The 15,649-nt window shown below is 57.2% G+C and carries 10 protein-coding genes; all 10 read right to left on the bottom strand.

Going from position 1 to position 15,649, the window contains the following annotated elements:
• Positions 1-114: 114 nt before the first annotated feature.
• Positions 115-1,557, bottom strand: coding sequence for a metalloprotease TldD (gene tldD, locus J0A66_RS12635; RefSeq protein WP_206574181.1), 1,443 nt, complete (start codon positions 1,555-1,557; stop codon positions 115-117).
• The gene (locus J0A66_RS12630; RefSeq protein WP_206574180.1) at positions 1,544-2,368 is read right to left on the bottom strand and encodes a carbon-nitrogen hydrolase family protein; all 825 of its coding nucleotides are present in this window, start codon (positions 2,366-2,368) and stop codon (positions 1,544-1,546) included. Before J0A66_RS12630 ends, tldD begins: the two co-directional genes overlap by 14 nt.
• Positions 2,361-6,164, bottom strand: a complete 3,804-nt coding sequence (locus J0A66_RS12625) for a YhdP family protein (RefSeq protein ID WP_206574179.1) — start codon at positions 6,162-6,164, stop codon at positions 2,361-2,363. The genes J0A66_RS12630 and J0A66_RS12625 overlap by 8 nt, the downstream gene beginning before the upstream one ends.
• Positions 6,165-6,348: 184 nt before the next feature.
• Complete coding sequence (gene rng / locus J0A66_RS12620) at positions 6,349-7,815, bottom strand: ribonuclease G (RefSeq protein WP_206574178.1); 1,467 nt, start codon at positions 7,813-7,815, stop codon at positions 6,349-6,351.
• On the bottom strand, positions 7,812-8,372 hold the full coding sequence (locus tag J0A66_RS12615) for a Maf family protein (protein WP_206574177.1): 561 nt from the start codon (positions 8,370-8,372) through the stop codon (positions 7,812-7,814). The genes rng and J0A66_RS12615 overlap by 4 nt, the downstream gene beginning before the upstream one ends.
• 1 nt (position 8,373) lies before the next feature.
• Positions 8,374-8,856: a rod shape-determining protein MreD gene (gene mreD / locus J0A66_RS12610; RefSeq protein ID WP_277603555.1), complete on the bottom strand. Its 483-nt coding sequence runs from the start codon at positions 8,854-8,856 to the stop codon at positions 8,374-8,376.
• Positions 8,846-9,712: a rod shape-determining protein MreC gene (gene mreC, locus J0A66_RS12605; RefSeq protein WP_206574175.1), complete on the bottom strand. Its 867-nt coding sequence runs from the start codon at positions 9,710-9,712 to the stop codon at positions 8,846-8,848. Before mreC ends, mreD begins: the two co-directional genes overlap by 11 nt.
• A 39-nt stretch (positions 9,713-9,751) precedes the next feature.
• The gene (locus J0A66_RS12600; RefSeq protein ID WP_206574174.1) at positions 9,752-10,795 is read right to left on the bottom strand and encodes a rod shape-determining protein; all 1,044 of its coding nucleotides are present in this window, start codon (positions 10,793-10,795) and stop codon (positions 9,752-9,754) included.
• 244 nt (positions 10,796-11,039) lie between these two features.
• The gene (locus J0A66_RS12595) at positions 11,040-15,221 is read right to left on the bottom strand and encodes a DUF6701 domain-containing protein (RefSeq protein WP_206574173.1); all 4,182 of its coding nucleotides are present in this window, start codon (positions 15,219-15,221) and stop codon (positions 11,040-11,042) included.
• Positions 15,221-15,637 (bottom strand): type II secretory pathway protein, encoded by a 417-nt coding sequence (locus J0A66_RS12590; RefSeq protein ID WP_241264172.1) that lies wholly within the window; start codon positions 15,635-15,637, stop codon positions 15,221-15,223. Before J0A66_RS12590 ends, J0A66_RS12595 begins: the two co-directional genes overlap by 1 nt.
• Between the last annotated feature and the right edge of the window lie 12 nt (positions 15,638-15,649).

Below are 15,649 nucleotides of genomic sequence, written 5' to 3'. Positions count from 1 at the left end.
CCTGTCAATGACTGACGGCCAACTATTAAATTAGCCGAGTATCAAGCTTTGTGCATGAAAAATAACAAACTTTTACCCCCTGGCCCAGTCATCACCAGGCCGGAGGGAAAGAGGTCAGGCGGTGCCGCCTACGGTCAGTTCATCCACTTTCAGGGTCGGTTGTCCCACGCCCACAGGCACGCTCTGCCCATCCTTGCCGCAGACGCCGACGCCGCGATCCAGCGCCATATCATTACCAATCATGGAGACCTTCTGCATCACCTGGGGGCCGTTGCCAATCAGGGTGGCGCCCTTGACCGGGGTAGTGATCCTGCCATTCTCGATCAGATAGGCCTCTGAGGTAGAAAAGACGAACTTACCCGAGGTGATATCCACCTGGCCGCCGCCAAAGTTGGGGGCGTAGATGCCTTTTTTGATGGAGCCGATAATCTCTTCCGGCTCATACTGCCCCGCCAGCATATAGGTATTGGTCATTCTGGGCATCGGCAAATGGGCATAGGATTCCCGTCGTCCATTGCCCGTGACCGGTACCCCCATCAGCCTGGCATTCAGCTTGTCCTGCATGTAGCCTTTGAGGATACCGTCCTCGATCAACACATTGTACTGGCTGGGTACGCCTTCATCGTCCATGTTCAGTGATCCGCGTCTCTGGCTCAGGGTGCCGTCATCCACGACAGTTACCCCTTTGGCCGCCACCTGCTGGCCGATACGGCCGCTGAAAGTGGAGGAACCTTTGCGGTTGAAGTCGCCTTCCAGGCCATGACCTACGGCTTCATGCAGCAGGACCCCCGGCCACCCGCTGCCCAATACCACCGGCATCAGACCGGCAGGGGCCTCAATGGCCCGCATGTTGACCCTGGCCATATGCAGGGCCTCGTCGGCCAACTGCAGATACCGGGGCCGTCCGTTGTCCAGCTCCAGCAGCCAGGCATAGGCATGGCGTCCGCCCATACCGGCGCTGCCCCGCTCGCGTCGGTCATTCTGATCGAGCAGGACGGAGCAGTTGAGGCGGATAAGGGGACGGATGTCCGTATTGAAAGTCCCGTCCGTCCCGGCCACCAGCACTTCTTCGTAGACGCCGCTGAGACTGACGACCACCTGACTGACCTGCGGTTCCTGTTCGCGCACATATTTGTCCAGGCTCCTGAGCAGGTCGATCTTGTCCTGATCCGACAGGCCGAGGATGGGGTTCTGCGGGCCATACAGATCCCGGGATTTAGAACCGGCCACGAAGGCCTTAACCCCATGTTTTCCACCAGAATGGCTGATACTGCGGGCGGCTTTGCAGGCCTGGTTCAGGGCCTCCCTGGAGATTTCATCGGAATAGGCGAAGCCGGTTTTTTCACCATTGACCGCCCGTACTCCGACGCCCCGTTCGATGTTGTAACTGCCGTCCTTGATAATGCCGTCTTCCAGTACCCAGCTCTCGTGCTGGCTGGACTGGAAGTACAGGTCGGCAAAGTCGTTGTCATGCTGGTATATCAGGCCCAGGGCCTTTTGCAGGTCACAGGCCTGCAGATCCGAGGCATGGAGCAGATTCTGTTCAACTTGGTTCAATCAAAAGACTCCTGAATTGGTTATGCTGCATGACAGGCATGCGCTGGCGGATTTTCTCGAGCTCTGTCAGCCCGACCCGGGCCTGAATCAGCCCGGGGCCTTCCTGCAGGCTGATCAGTGTTTCCCCCCAGGGTGACAGGATAGCTGAATGGCCGAAGGTTTCGCGGCCATTGGCATGGCGTCCGCCCTGGTCAGCAGCAACCACAAAGCATTGCATCTCAATGCTTCTTGCCTGCAGCAACGCCCACCAGTGGGCCTGGCCGGTCACTTTGGTAAAGGCTGCCGGCAGCACCATAAACTCCACCTGGCCCATGGCCTGGAACAAACCGGGAAAACGCAGATCATAACATATGGCCATGCCTATCCGGCCAAAGTCTGTCTCCACCACCACCACCTGGTTGCCGGGACGGGTATAGCGTGATTCCAGATACGTGCCGGTGCCGTCTTCCACTTCCACGTCAAACAGGTGGATCTTGCGATACAGGGCGATTTGTTCGCCAGCGGGGCTGAACAGCAAACTGGTGGCAAAAAACTTATCGTCTCCGGCTTTAATGGGCAGGGAGCCGGCCACCAAGTAGATGCCATGCTGCTTGGCCAGTGCCGCCAGTTTGTCCTGCACAGGGCCCTGCCCTTCCTCTTCGGCAATGGCCAGTTGGGCCTTGTCGCTGCCGCCAAAGCAGGCAAAACACTCAGGTAACACCACCAACTGGGGGCCTTTATTTTCCAGCCCTTTCAACTGCTGTTCCACCTGGGCCAGGTTCTCCTCTGGCTTTGGCGTGGAGACCAATTGTACGGCGACCAGATTAACCATTGGATTGCTCCTTATCCTCATATTGAATTGCTGCGTCCGGTTGTGTGTTGACCGGAGGCTGCACCTTGGCCGGCAACTGTACTTCGCGGCTGTCCCGCCCCAGTTCCTCAAGCACCGGACTGTCCAGGGTACCGGACAGGGAATATTCGATATTGGAAATGACCTTGGCGGAGGTCAGTACCTCGTCCAGCGCGTAGGCCGCAATGGCCGTGGCGGGATTGACCATCCAGGCCAGAATCACCGGAAGACTGGAGGTGACTTTTGGCGTAAAGCCTATCTTGTAGTTGAGGGTCTTATTGTTAAGGTCAGTATAGCCTGCCAGCAACATCTTACCCGCGGCCCCGTCTATGCTGGTATCCTGGGTATGCACCCGGCCGTCGGCGATTTGGAAGGTACCTTGCATCTCATCGTAGAAAAAGCCCTTGGCGAAGACATCGCGAAAATCCAGAGTGAGTTTACGCACCAGGGATTCCAGGCTGAGAATACTGAACAGACGGGCACCTTTGTCGCTGACCTCGGTCAGATAACCATCCGACAAGCGCCAGTCCACGTCCCCGTTCAGGCTGGCAAAATTGAATTGGTAAGGGGCCTGCTGCCAGCTCAGATCGAAGTCCATCCGCGCCGCTGAATCCCGTACCCCGGCATCAAACTCGAAATCGCGCAGCAGATCGCCAAAGTCGTCACTTTCGAAGCGTCCCCTCATGCGGGTGCTGTTGCTGTCCGCCCCAATGTACCAGTCGCCGGTGGCACTGAGACGGCTGCCGGTGCGCTGGATATCCAGTCGATCAATATGCATGCCGTGGCTGGCACGATCCAGCTTGAGACTGACCCGTCCCAGGTCGTACTGCTGATAACGGCATCTTTTGCATTCCAGTATCACTGGCGGCAGGTCACTCAGATCCGGTTTTTGCTGCAGGTCCTGATCCTGCCATTCCGGCAGGTTCAGATAGTCTGCGTTGATGCGAATGCCCCGTCCCAGCCAGTCATGGGCCAACTCCAGCTCTGCACGGCTCTGCTCGCTGTTGATACTGGCCAGCCAGGCCAGATCTGAATGTTTGACCTGGACCTCAGCCTTGTCCAGAGTCAGGCCCAGCAGTTCCAGTTTGTCTGTACTGACGAAGATGCGCTCGGGGGCCGGCAGAAGGGATCCCTGGCCGGTGGGTATTTCGCCGAGCAGGTCGCCGAGCACCTGATGCCATGCCTCCACCCTGATGGTGGGCAGGTTGGCGGAAACACTGAAGCCGTTGCCCATGCCGGCAAAGCTGCTCTCGCCCAGCGCTAAATGGGCACGGGAAAAACGCATCTCCTGATGGGGCAGCAGGCCGTTGAATCTGGCGCCGTTACCCAGTTGCATGCGCACATTGGATACCTGGCTGTCGCCGCTGACATCCAGATGCAGCGGCAGACTCCTGCCCGCCGGCTTGGCAAAGGGCGGGGGCAGGGTGGAAACAATTGGCTCCATACTGGAGGTCAGGGCAAACTCATAGCGGTAGCCCTCCTCTGGCAGGATAAGATCCAGATCCGCCTGCCAGGGAGCCTGGCCGGTAAGGTAATCCTGCATGGCGGGCAGTTTGCTGGCCAGCAAGGCGGACAGATCCCACTGGCCGCGCAATTGGATCCGGGTTTCATAGTCGTCCCGTTGCTGCCCCTTTAAATCAATGGTCAGGGGCTGACCGAAAATCTGACCCTGCAAGTCGCTGGCACTGATCTGGTCGTTTCTGAAGCTCAACTGCCCGTGCAGGCTGGCCACGTCCAGGTTCAGACTGGGGATATGTACCGGGTTACCCCTGAAACGCACCTTGCCGCTGGCCACGACATTTTCGCCGCTAAGAGGGATGGACAGATTGACGTCGGCGTCGAGATTATCCTTTACCTGCAGTTGGGTCAGTGCCGCCCCTACAGAGCCGGCCAGTTCACTGTTGAGCATTAAATCCGTTACGGCTGGGCCGCTTGCCTGGGCCTGAATATCGATGCTCAGTGTGGCTCCTTCAGTGAGGCTGGGAATAACCGCATTGACCTGGCCGACACTGAGCTGGCGCAACTTGCCCTGGCTGCTTTGCATCCACAGCCCTTCGTTTTCAAAGAGTAACTGCATATCCAGTTCGGTCAGGGAGGGCCAGTCTGCATCGAAGGAGAACTCACTGTCGTTGACCGTCACTGCAGCCTGAAAAATGCCCTGCCCTTTCCCGAAGGGGAACGCGGCAGGCTGGCCGTACCACAGCAGGGCCGCCGAGGTGATGTCGCCTTCAATCAATGCGCGATCCAGATAACGCTTGGTTTGTTCACCCATCAGATCAGCGGAAAACAGGCGTTTGGCCTGCTGAACCTGCATGGGCTTGATCTGGGTGGCCAGGGAGAGAAAGTCGTCGGCCTGGCGGTATTCCATGGCCTGGATAAAACTCAGGGTTTCACTGACAAACTCCAGCCTGGGAAGCGTAACGGTCAGATCCTGCTCGTCACGCCTCAGATAAAGCCGGCCATACAGGCTGTCATAAGGCAGGACATGGCCGAGCAGGCTATCGGTTTGCAATTCTCCCCCAAGTCCGCTTACTTCTATACTGGCCTGGTCGTCGTACCAGTCCAGTCTTCCCTGCAGGGCAGTGACCCCCGGCACATGGCGAGTTTCTGCCAAGGTCAGTTGCGTGAAGGACAAGGTGGCGGCAAACTGGCGTGGATCCATGTAAAACGCCAGTTCCGAGAGATCCGCATGGGGGGCCATGGCCTGCAGCCGGCTGAAGTCCTCATCTTCCATAAAAGGCGCCAGGGCAGGCAGCAGCTCATTGACATTAAGGTTGGCACTTCTGAGTGTTACGCCGTCGTTGCGGTGATTGCCGATGAGCGACAGATGCAGCTTATCCTTGTTGTTGGTCAGCAGTTGCAAATCCTGCAGGGCAAAATTCCAGCCCTGTTTGGCGGGCCGGGCGGTAAATATCCCCCCTTGGAGAGCCAGGGTCTGTTCGGGCTTGCCCAGCCAACTGAACTGACTGTCGCTGAGATTGGCCTGTACGGCTACCGGATATGAATCGCGGATATCGGCCCAGAAGGTAAAATTGAGTCTGGCTGATGCGACCTGGCGCTGGCTGGGATTGAATTCCTGCAGCCAGGGGGAAATATCCAGATCCCTGGCGTCTGCGTAGAATATGCCCTGCAGGTTTTCACTGCCGCCACGCAGATCCAGAATAAAACGGGCCGAGTTGCTGGCCAGTTCTTCCACCCGCATCATGCCCACGCCCTGGTGGCGCAAGTCCTGGTTGAGCCAGCTCAACTGCTGGATCTGGATGTGCTGGCGTTCTTTGTCCGTGGCCAGAAACAGGTCGCTGTCGTTGACCGAAAAGCGCTGCAACTGTTCCAGAAACAACTCACGGAGGGCATCCACCACCGGATAATCTGAACCGGCAGCCTCCAGGCGGGGAATATCCAGTGACAGGGTCAGGCCGTTGAGATTAAAACGCTGGGAGTGAACCTTGCGGCTGACCAGGGAGGCCCAGAAATCCAGTTCTATCTGGGTTTCTTCGATATTTAACTGGATGGGAGAGTCTGACTGATTGTTCAGTGACACATTGCGCAGCACAATGGCAGGTCCGAAACCTTTCCAGTCGGCGCTGATACTGCCTATTTTGAGGTCGGCACCGTACTCCTGGCTGATATAGTCCTCCAACCAGTGCTTCTTGTTGTCCATTTGCGGCAGGGCGTAGCGCAGCACACTGAGCAGCACCGCCAGGGTGACCAGAACGATGGCGCTCAGTGTCCACAGCTTCCTCAGCAGGTAGGACAGGTAAAAAAGAGGACTTTTCAATTCAGTTAACTATATCTGCTCAGGGAGGTTGCCTTAAACAAGGGTGATTAAACACACTGCTTGTCACTTGTCACTTGTCACTTGTCACTTGTCACTTGTCACTTGTCACTTGTCACTTGTCACTTGTCACTTGTCACTTGTCACTTGTCACTTGTCACTTGTCACTTGTCACTCATCCCTGTCTTCACATCATTACCACGTCGTACTTGTCCTGGTTGTAGAGTGGTTCGGTCTGTACCTTGATCTGTTTGCTGACAAAGACTTCCAGTTCCGCCAGCATATGCGACTCTTCACCCATCAGGGCTTCCACCACTGTGGGGGAGGCATAGACCACAAACTTGTCGGCATCGTAGGCCCGGTTGACCCGCACTATCTCGCGCATGATCTCGAAACAGATGGTTTCCACCGTTTTGATCGAGCCGCGCCCCTTACATACTGGACACTCGCCACACAGGATATGTTCCAGACTTTCGCGGGTCCGTTTGCGGGTCATCTCAATCAGACCCAGTGCGGTAAAGCCGTGGATATTGATTTTGGCCCTGTCCTTGCTGGTCGCCACTTCCAGGCTGTGCAGCACCCGGCGCTGGTGATCCGCATCGGTCATATCGATGAAATCGATGATGATGATACCGCCCAGATTACGCAGCCGGAGCTGGCGGGCAATGGCCTGGGTGGCTTCGGTATTGGTATTGAAGATGGTCTCTTCCAGGTTCCTGTGGCCGACAAAGGCACCCGTATTGATATCGATGGTGGTCATGGCTTCGGTCTGATCGATGATCAGATAGCCCCCTGACTTCAGATCCACCCGCCGCTCCAGCGCCCGTTGTGCCTCGTTCTCTACGTCGTACAGGTCGAATATGGGTCGTTCGCCCTGATAATACTCCAGCAGGCAGTGCAGCTCAGGGGCGTACTCGCGGGTAAAGCTCTGCAGTTCGCTGAAAGCCAGTTTGGAGTCGATGCGGATCTTGTCCAGTTTGGTGCCGACAAAATCCCGCAGCACCCGTCTGGCCAGCGGCAGGTCTTCGTACAGCACATGGGACTTGCGCTTTTTCATCCGCTGCTGGACCTTGGCCCACAGCCGGCGGAGGAACTCGGCGTCCTGCAACAGTTCGTTCTCGCCCACCCCTTCGGCGGCGGTGCGCAGGATAAAACCGCCTTCTTCGTTGCACAAATCCTGCACCAGTCCCTTCAGCCGCTCCCGTTCCTGCTCTTCCTCGATGCGCTGGGATACCCCCACATGGGAGACGCTGGGCATAAAGACCAGATAGCGGGACGGCAGGGTAATGTCGGTGGTCAGTCTGGCCCCCTTGGTGCCGATAGGATCTTTGACCACCTGCACCACGATGTCCTGGCCGTCTCTTACCAGCTCGCGGATATCCTGTTTGGACAGGTGGCTCTCGGACACCTCACCGATAACCTCGCTGTGAATCACAATGTCGGAGGCGTGCAGAAAGGCGGCCTTTTCCAGGCCGATATCCACAAAGGCCGCCTGCATGCCGGGCAGCACCCGGCTGACCTTGCCCCGGTAAATATTGCCCACCAGGCCACGTTTGGTGTGGCGCTCCACGTGGATCTCCTGAAGGATGCCGTTCTCAATCAGGGCAACGCGGGACTCGGAAGGGGTGACATTGATCAGCAACTCGGCGCTCATAACAGATTCTGTTCCCTCAGCAATTCGGCGGTTTCATACAACGGCAGGCCCACCACGGCGCTGTAGCTGCCCTGAATGCGTGTCACGAAGCGTCCGGCCAGCCCCTGTATGCCATAGCCGCCGGCTTTGTCGGTCGGCTCGCCGCTCTGCCAGTACCAATCCATTTCTGCTCTGGTTAATACCTTGAAGCTGACATCGGTCAGCACCAGTCGGTGTTGCAGCCCCCGGTCATTGCGCAGCGCCACGGCAGTCATCACCTGATGTGTGGCGCCGGACAACAGGGTAAGCATACGCCTGAAATCGTTCTCGTCAGCCGGTTTACCCAGAATGCGGTTCTGGCAGATAACGGCGGTATCGGCGCCCAGCACCGGATCCACATGGCCCTCCTGGCGCCAGCCTGCCTCAGCTTTGGCCCGGGCCAGCCGTACCACATAGTCACGCGGTTCCTCCCCTGACTTAACGGATTCATCCAGATCGACGGAAACTTGCCTGAACGGCACCTGCAGCTGCTTCAGCAACTCGGCACGACGGGGGGAGGCAGAGGCCAGAATCAACATGTCAACTCACCTTAAGTTGTCTGCGGATCTTGCGCAGAATGGCAAAGCACCAGGGCCAGAACAACATGGTGGTCAGCACCGGCCACAGGTAATCAAACAAAAAATAGATGTCAGTGAGCAGATGCTGCAACCAGAAGATGACCAGATGGTACAAAGCGGCCAGCAGTCCGACCATAAAGGCCTGCTGCCACACCGAGTAATTACGCAATCGCTGGTAGTTGGCGGCCAGGATAAAGATCACCAGGCTCAGGGCCAGGCTGTGCACCCCCAATGCGGTGCCAAGCAGGACATCCAGCACCAGGCCATTGAGAAAGGCCACACCGACGTTGACCCTTTGCGGCAGTGCCAGGGTCCAGTAAGCCAGCACCAGCAACACCCAGTCCGGCCGGTACGGGTCAACCAGGATGGGCATGGGCATGATTTGCAGCATCAGCGCCACCAGCAGACTCAGGGTGATGGCATGCTGTCGCAGGCTAAGGTTCAAGATCTTCTTCCTCTTCGCTGACCGGTTGCTGCGGTGCATCGGCGGGCCACAGCAGCAGCAGGTACTTGAGCCTGTCCAACTGTGCCGCAGGCTCGGCCTGAACCTGGGCAAAGGGCCTGGATTCGTCCCGCAGGACGGCGGTGATTCTGCCTACCGGATAGCCTTCGGGAAATACTTCTCCCAGTCCTGAGGTCACCAGTATGTCGCCGGTTTCTATATCCGTACTGTGCGGTACGTGGTTGATCACCAGGCGATTGAGGGTACCCGAACCCGACGCCACCAGGCGCACGTCGTTACGCATGATGCGTACAGGCACCCCATGGGTGACATCGGCAATCAGCAATACCCGGCTGGTGGTGGTCCCCACCTGCATCACCTGGCCGACAATGCCTCTGTCGTCCAGCACCGGCTGGCCTTCATAGACGCCCTGCAAAGTGCCCTTATTGATCATGATCTGATGACTGTAGGGGTTGTTGTCCACCGCCATCAGCTCAGCCACCATCTTGCGCACATCCGGTCTGACCGGGGATCCCAGCAGGGTGCGAAGCTTGTCGTTCTCTCTTCTGAGCAGGTCAAAGCGCTGGAGCCGTTCGCTCATCAGAATATTCTGCCGGGTCAACTGGGCATTACGATCCAGTAACTGACGTTGGGTGGTCAGGGCGCTGGAGGCTTGGTTAAGCATCTCGCCGGGCAGGTTGGCCATATACTGCAGCGGACTGACCAGCGAATTAAGGTAGACGCGCACCCGACTGAAACTGTCCAGTCTGGCGTCGAGAATAATCAGCAGCACGGACAGCAGGCAAGCCAGAATCAGCCTGCTGAGCAGTGAGGGACCTCGGGTGAAGATAGTATCCAAATGCTAATGCCCAAAAACGAAGAGGCGGCTTGCGCCGCCTTACTCGTAACTGAAGAGGTCGCCACCGTGCATATCGATCATTTCCAACGCTTTACCGCCCCCTCTGGCCACACAGGTCAGCGGATCGTCAGCGATGACCACCGGAATACCGGTTTCTTCCATCAGCAAGCGATCCAGGTCCTTGAGCAGGGCGCCCCCGCCGGTCAGCACCATACCCCGTTCGGAAATATCCGAAGCCAGTTCAGGTGGTGACTGTTCCAGGGCCACCATCACCGCCGAAACGATGCCGGTCAGTGGCTCCTGCAGGGCTTCAAGAATTTCGTTGGAGTTAAGGGTAAAGCTTCTGGGTACCCCTTCGGCCAAGTTGCGGCCACGTACCTCAATCTCACGCACTTCCTCACCCGGGTAGGCGGCGCCGATTTCATGTTTTATCCGCTCGGCGGTGGCCTCACCAATCAGTGAGCCGAAGTTGCGGCGGATATAGTTGATAATGGCTTCGTCGAACTTGTCACCACCGATGCGCACGGAGGAGGAATACACCACGCCGTTCAACGAGATAATCGCCACTTCTGTGGTACCACCACCGATATCCACCACCATGGAACCGGTGGCTTCGGAGACCGGCAGGCCCGAGCCGATAGCGGCAGCCATGGGTTCGTCGATCAGAAACACCTCACGGGCGCCGGCGCCCAAAGCGGACTCACGGATAGCCCGGCGTTCCACCTGGGTGGAGCCACAGGGAACACAGACCAGCACCCTGGGACTGGGACGCAGGAAATTGTTGTCGTGCACCTGCTTGATAAAGTGCTGGAGCATTTTTTCAGTGACATAGAAGTCGGCGATCACGCCGTCCTTCATGGGGCGGATGGCTTTAATATTGCCAGGGGTACGACCCAGCATGCGCTTGGCCTCGTGCCCCACCGCTGCCACACTCTTGGGGCCGCCGGCGCGCTCCTGACGAATGGCCACCACGGAGGGTTCATTCAGCACTATGCCTTGGTTTTTTACATAGATCAGGGTGTTGGCGGTACCCAGGTCGATGGATAAATCATTGGAAAACATTCCACGGAGCTTTTTGAACATGAACAGACCCGGTCCTTAATTCCCGTATTTAGGCCTAAATACGGGTGAAATTAGCGATATGGGAAAATGGCTTAACTTTACCAATGCCCCCGCCGCTGCACAAGTTGACAGGTGGAAACATAGGTATAAAAAAGGTAAAAAAACCGATTTGGTTAGTCACCGGCCGCTAAACCTGGCAAAGGTCAAATTTTCGCTGCTTTCCCCTTTGTGCCTCAATAGTTTGCAAAGTGCGGTGAAAACACTCTCAGTGAGTGATTTCGCGCAGGTGAATAATTCGGTCATTACTTCTGTGTACGCCAAACGTGGCCGTGGCAGCGGGGTTTTCCAGACCTGCTGCCGGGGTCCAGTCGTATTGCAACCAAATTGGTACCTGCCATTGCAACTGGACCTCGCCCTGGCTGCCGGGGGCACTGAGGATAAAGCTGCTGGCCGGCAACAGAGGTCTACCGCCAGTGACTTCGCCGCTGCCGCTGGCAGAGGTGGTCAGCGAGGTGGTCAGACTCAGATCCGCAGCGTCATAGTCGGTGCAATTGTCATCCTGATTGCGCTGCCAGCCATTGCCGTTAAAAAACTGGGTTTCCAGTGGTATCGACAAAGGATCGGTCTCCGGCCCATAGGCATTGGTTAGCACTGCCCGGCCGTAGCGCATGGACAGGGGAGAGCCCGTCTCCATCTCGACAGCGCCGAATAGCCCGGCTGTGGGATCTTGGACCCTGATCCCACCTTCATCTGCAACCCCTACGCCGACACGCAGGGCCTCAAAGGGTCCGTCCGGCATTTCGATGCGGTTAAAAGTCAGCCCCTGTGTGAAGTCGGCCTGTCCCGCCTGCCAGTTTAAGGCAAAGCCATCGGCCTGTTCCAGCCGGTTGGACAGGTTGGTACCCTCACTGACCCTGGCAAACAGGGTGGCCGTCGCCAAGTCGCCAAAGTAATTGTAGGTCTGATTGCCCTGTTCGTTTCTTGCAAACAGGGTGCCGCTGACACTGAAGGGTTCTTCCATATAATAGGAATAAGTCCCGGCCGGACAGTTCAGGTCCAGCTCACCGCCCTGCAGTTCATAATAAGCCGGAATAAAGCGGCCCAGAGGCAAGGTGTCGGAACTCACTGATCCGGCTCCTAAATAGTCTGCATCCTGGATGGCCAGTTGGACAGTGCCCACCTCGGTATACTGGCTGGAAATGGCGCTCACACCCTTGTCGAAGCTAAATGCGTTTTTATCGTCAACAGAGACAAAGATCGCCCCCGCGTTGTCCTGGCTTTGCAGACTGGTGTCGCCGATGCCCAGCAGGCCTTGCACCCCAGTGTTATGCGGTGCGGTTTTAATCAGCCTGGCATACAAATCCCCCATCCGGTAATTGGCTGTAGTAGCCCCATTGGCACCCACAGCCTTCAGTGTCAGATTGAAAGAGGTTCCCGCCAGGTGCAGTTCGTCCAGTTCCAATGCGGCATCGGAGCTCAGCTCCAGTGTGGCCGGCTTGACCACAAACTCGTTACTCAATCCCACCGCATTGGCCTGGCTGTTACGCGCCAGCAGGCGCACCTTACCGGCGTCCAGGTAGTTCAGCGCTGCAGCCGGAATCACCGCTTTGCCGTCGGCATCAAACTCAATCCCAGTATCCACATAGTCACCAGGATTGGCATGGGTGGTCCCTCCCACCTGGAACTGACTGGCATTGCAACTGGCAGGATCAATGCAGCTTACGGCCAGTTGCAGGGTCTGACCTTGAAGATCCGCCTGACAGCTTTGTGCTGTGGTCAGGCTCACATGGATGTCTTCAGCAAAAGCCAACTGGGAGATCTGGTGGGGAATGACCGGCGTTGTGCCGGCCCAGGAAAATTCCAGCCCCACTTCCACAAAGTCTATGCTGCAGTCTGAGACCTGGCCGTCCAGATAACAACTGATGGGCGCTTCGGGGGCAGGGTCCTGACCACCGATAACACTTATACCCGTATCCGGGGAGGTCAGTTCGGCCGAGGTAGTGCCGGTAAATACGGCACTTGCCGGCTGTATGCTGCCTGCCGAGCTGGTCAGTTGCAGGGAGGTTTCGGCGCCGTATAACTGGCTGCAATCCTCATTGGCGCAGGCTTTGAGGGTTATCTGGCTGGCGCCGCAGGTATAGCCGGTGGCCTGATGTTCGAGGCGGTAGTGATGAGGGCCAAGGTTGGCCGGCTCTGATTTAAGGGCGCAGATTTCAATATTGTCCAGTTCATGGACATTGACCGAGCCGCCGGTGCTGCCGGTAATGCTGAGCAGAAAGTCCTCAGGTACCACGGGTTGCTGACCAGGGAATTCGGCAAATACATCGAAAGGGGCAATCAGGTCCACAAAACCGCTGCCGGTATCCCGGCTGACGCTGATAAAAGATTTTCCCTCTATTTGCGAGTCCACCACAATCCGATAGCGATGTCCCGGAGCGGGTGAAGCACCCGGCACATCCAGACCAGGGCTAAGCTGGGCAGAGGCTTTCAGAAAAGGATAATTATTCTGGGCGGCACCGCGCAAAGCCACCCTGTCCGGTTTCAATCCCCCGCCCAGGCCGCCGTTGCGCCCTTCTGTGGCCAGTGAATAGTTACCGTATTCATCCAGGCCGATACCCAACCATCCCCCTGCAAAGCCGGCGTCACCGTTATTGCGTGGTGCATAGCCCAGTGAGCCGCCGAAGCTGCCGGACTGGGGCTGCACAGTGGCATCGGACAGCACTATGCTGATGCCATCGGCGCTGTTGCCATTGTAGGAATAGTAATCGAATTCGATGACTACCTTGTTGTCGGCGGCCGGAAACTGTTGCTTGAAGGTGATGCGGTTGGCCTGGTTATTGGCGGCCTCGGTCAGCCTGACCCGGCCTCCCACCAACGCAGGAGTCCAGCTACCATAGCTTTTGGCCACCTGCCAGTTGTCAGCAAACACCGTATCGGACTGAAAATCATCATTCAGGCATTGCAGCGGCGGTGGAGTGCAGGTGGTGACTTCCTCCATATCGGCAGTAACCTGGCTGCCGGACTGTACATAAGGATACAGGCGCAGCTCGTCAAACAGTCCATCTGCCGAGTTACCTGCAGCGGATACCGAACTGCTGGTGCTGCGGTTGTCGCCAACAAACAGGGTATTTAACTGGGGCAAGCCCTCGTCGAACGCTACCGGACTGGAGCCAAAACCGATAATACTGACCTGGGCACCATTGATAAACAGGCGCAGGATATCGTTGCCCATATCCCAGGAAAAGGCGATATGCACCCATTCATCCGCGGCAAAACTGTACAGACTGCTGCTGCCCAGGGTTTGGCTATCCCCGTCAGACTCGGACAGCCTGAAGCTGATGCCCCCTTGCTGGTCCAATACCAGAATAAACTGGGCATCACTGGCAGTGGAGGCATCAAACAGTACTTTGTGCCGGTTGAGCTGGTTCCAGGCCTGATCGCTGCGGTACCAGAACGAGATGGTTCCCTTGTTGCCCAGGCTGTTGAGATCAACCCCGGTATCGATGGCGGATTGGCTGGTGTGATTGAGGTTATTGGCGATGTCCACGGCTTCGCAGGAGACCTGTGGATCCGGCAGCAGGAACTGGGTATTGCCCACTGAAGACCCGTGGCGGTTATTGCCTGACATATCGTTCAGCCAGAATGGCGCCTCGAAACTCAGCCATTGCCAGGCGCCGGCTGACTGGCAGGTTGGGGGGTTGGAACCCCCGGAGGAATTGCAAAAGGTCGAACCGCTGATACTGCCGTAGTTGTTAATATGGTTAGCGGTGATACTGCCCTCAACAAGCCCCCCATAGCCGACCCTCACTGTGCCGGTGGCAACAATATCGCCACTTATTTTGCCGTTTGAGTCCTGCATGTCAACGCTGCCGGCAGTGACATTGCCCGTGATGGTACCGGCACTGCCCAGGGTAAAGCTGTTACTGGCCTCAATGGAGCCAAACACCCGGCTGTTGGCGGCAAGAATACTCACAGTGGGCGCGGTAATATTCCCAATGACCAGGCCGGCGCTTTGCAGGGTGAAGGCGTTGCTGGCGACGATATTGCCGTTGAACAGGCTGGAGGAGTCTGTGGTGATAGTGCTGCCACTGACATTACCGTAAACCCGGCTCTGGTAGCCAAAGTAGGCTGTGCCTGTGATGCTGAGGTTGGCTTCCACATAAAAGCCGGTATTGGAGGTCATATTGCCCTGGATGTTCAGCGTCAGCAGGTTGGGCCCGCCCCCTTCATTGATTCTGCCGTTTTGCAGGCTGGCGTTGCCGCTGACCTCTATGGTGGTGGCGCTGTTCACGGTGATCCTGTCGTTCCAGCCCAGATTCAGGGAGCTGCAGGTTACAATATTGCCGTTGGCTGAGCAGGTGGGGGGCAACTGACCGTTGGGTAGCTTGTAATTGACTGCCCAGGCCTGCCCACCAATCAAAACGAGTAACAGCCAAAGATAACGCATCAACTGCCCACCCTGGCATCCACCGATAAGGTGCGACTGGCCACCGTCTCACCGGCCTGGCAGATGCCGGTGCTGGTCAGACGAAAGTAGGTTACATCGTCCGGATCATCGACCACCCCGTCTTTGTCCACGTCATAAACCTGCTGGCTGCACTGGTGACGATACTCGCAATGCTCCAGCCCTTCTCCGCCAAGGACCTGGGTGGAGGGGGTGTTATCGCAACTGGCGCCATTTACCGCCCCGCCCAGTGGAAAAATCTGTATAAGCCTGGTTTCCAGCCCGCTTCTGGCTGCCTGCAGGGCCCGCAGCCCATAGACTTCATACACCAGGGTGTCACTGGCCGAGGACAGCATGCGGTTCATGGCAACGGCCAACACTGCCATTACCACCAGTACAAACAGGCTGATAATCAGCATGCTGCCGCGCTG

The sequence above is a fragment of the Bowmanella dokdonensis genome (assembly GCF_017254865.1).
GTDB classification, from domain to species: domain Bacteria; phylum Pseudomonadota; class Gammaproteobacteria; order Enterobacterales; family Alteromonadaceae; genus Bowmanella; species Bowmanella dokdonensis.
This window is presented reverse-complemented; position numbering and strand designations above follow the sequence as displayed.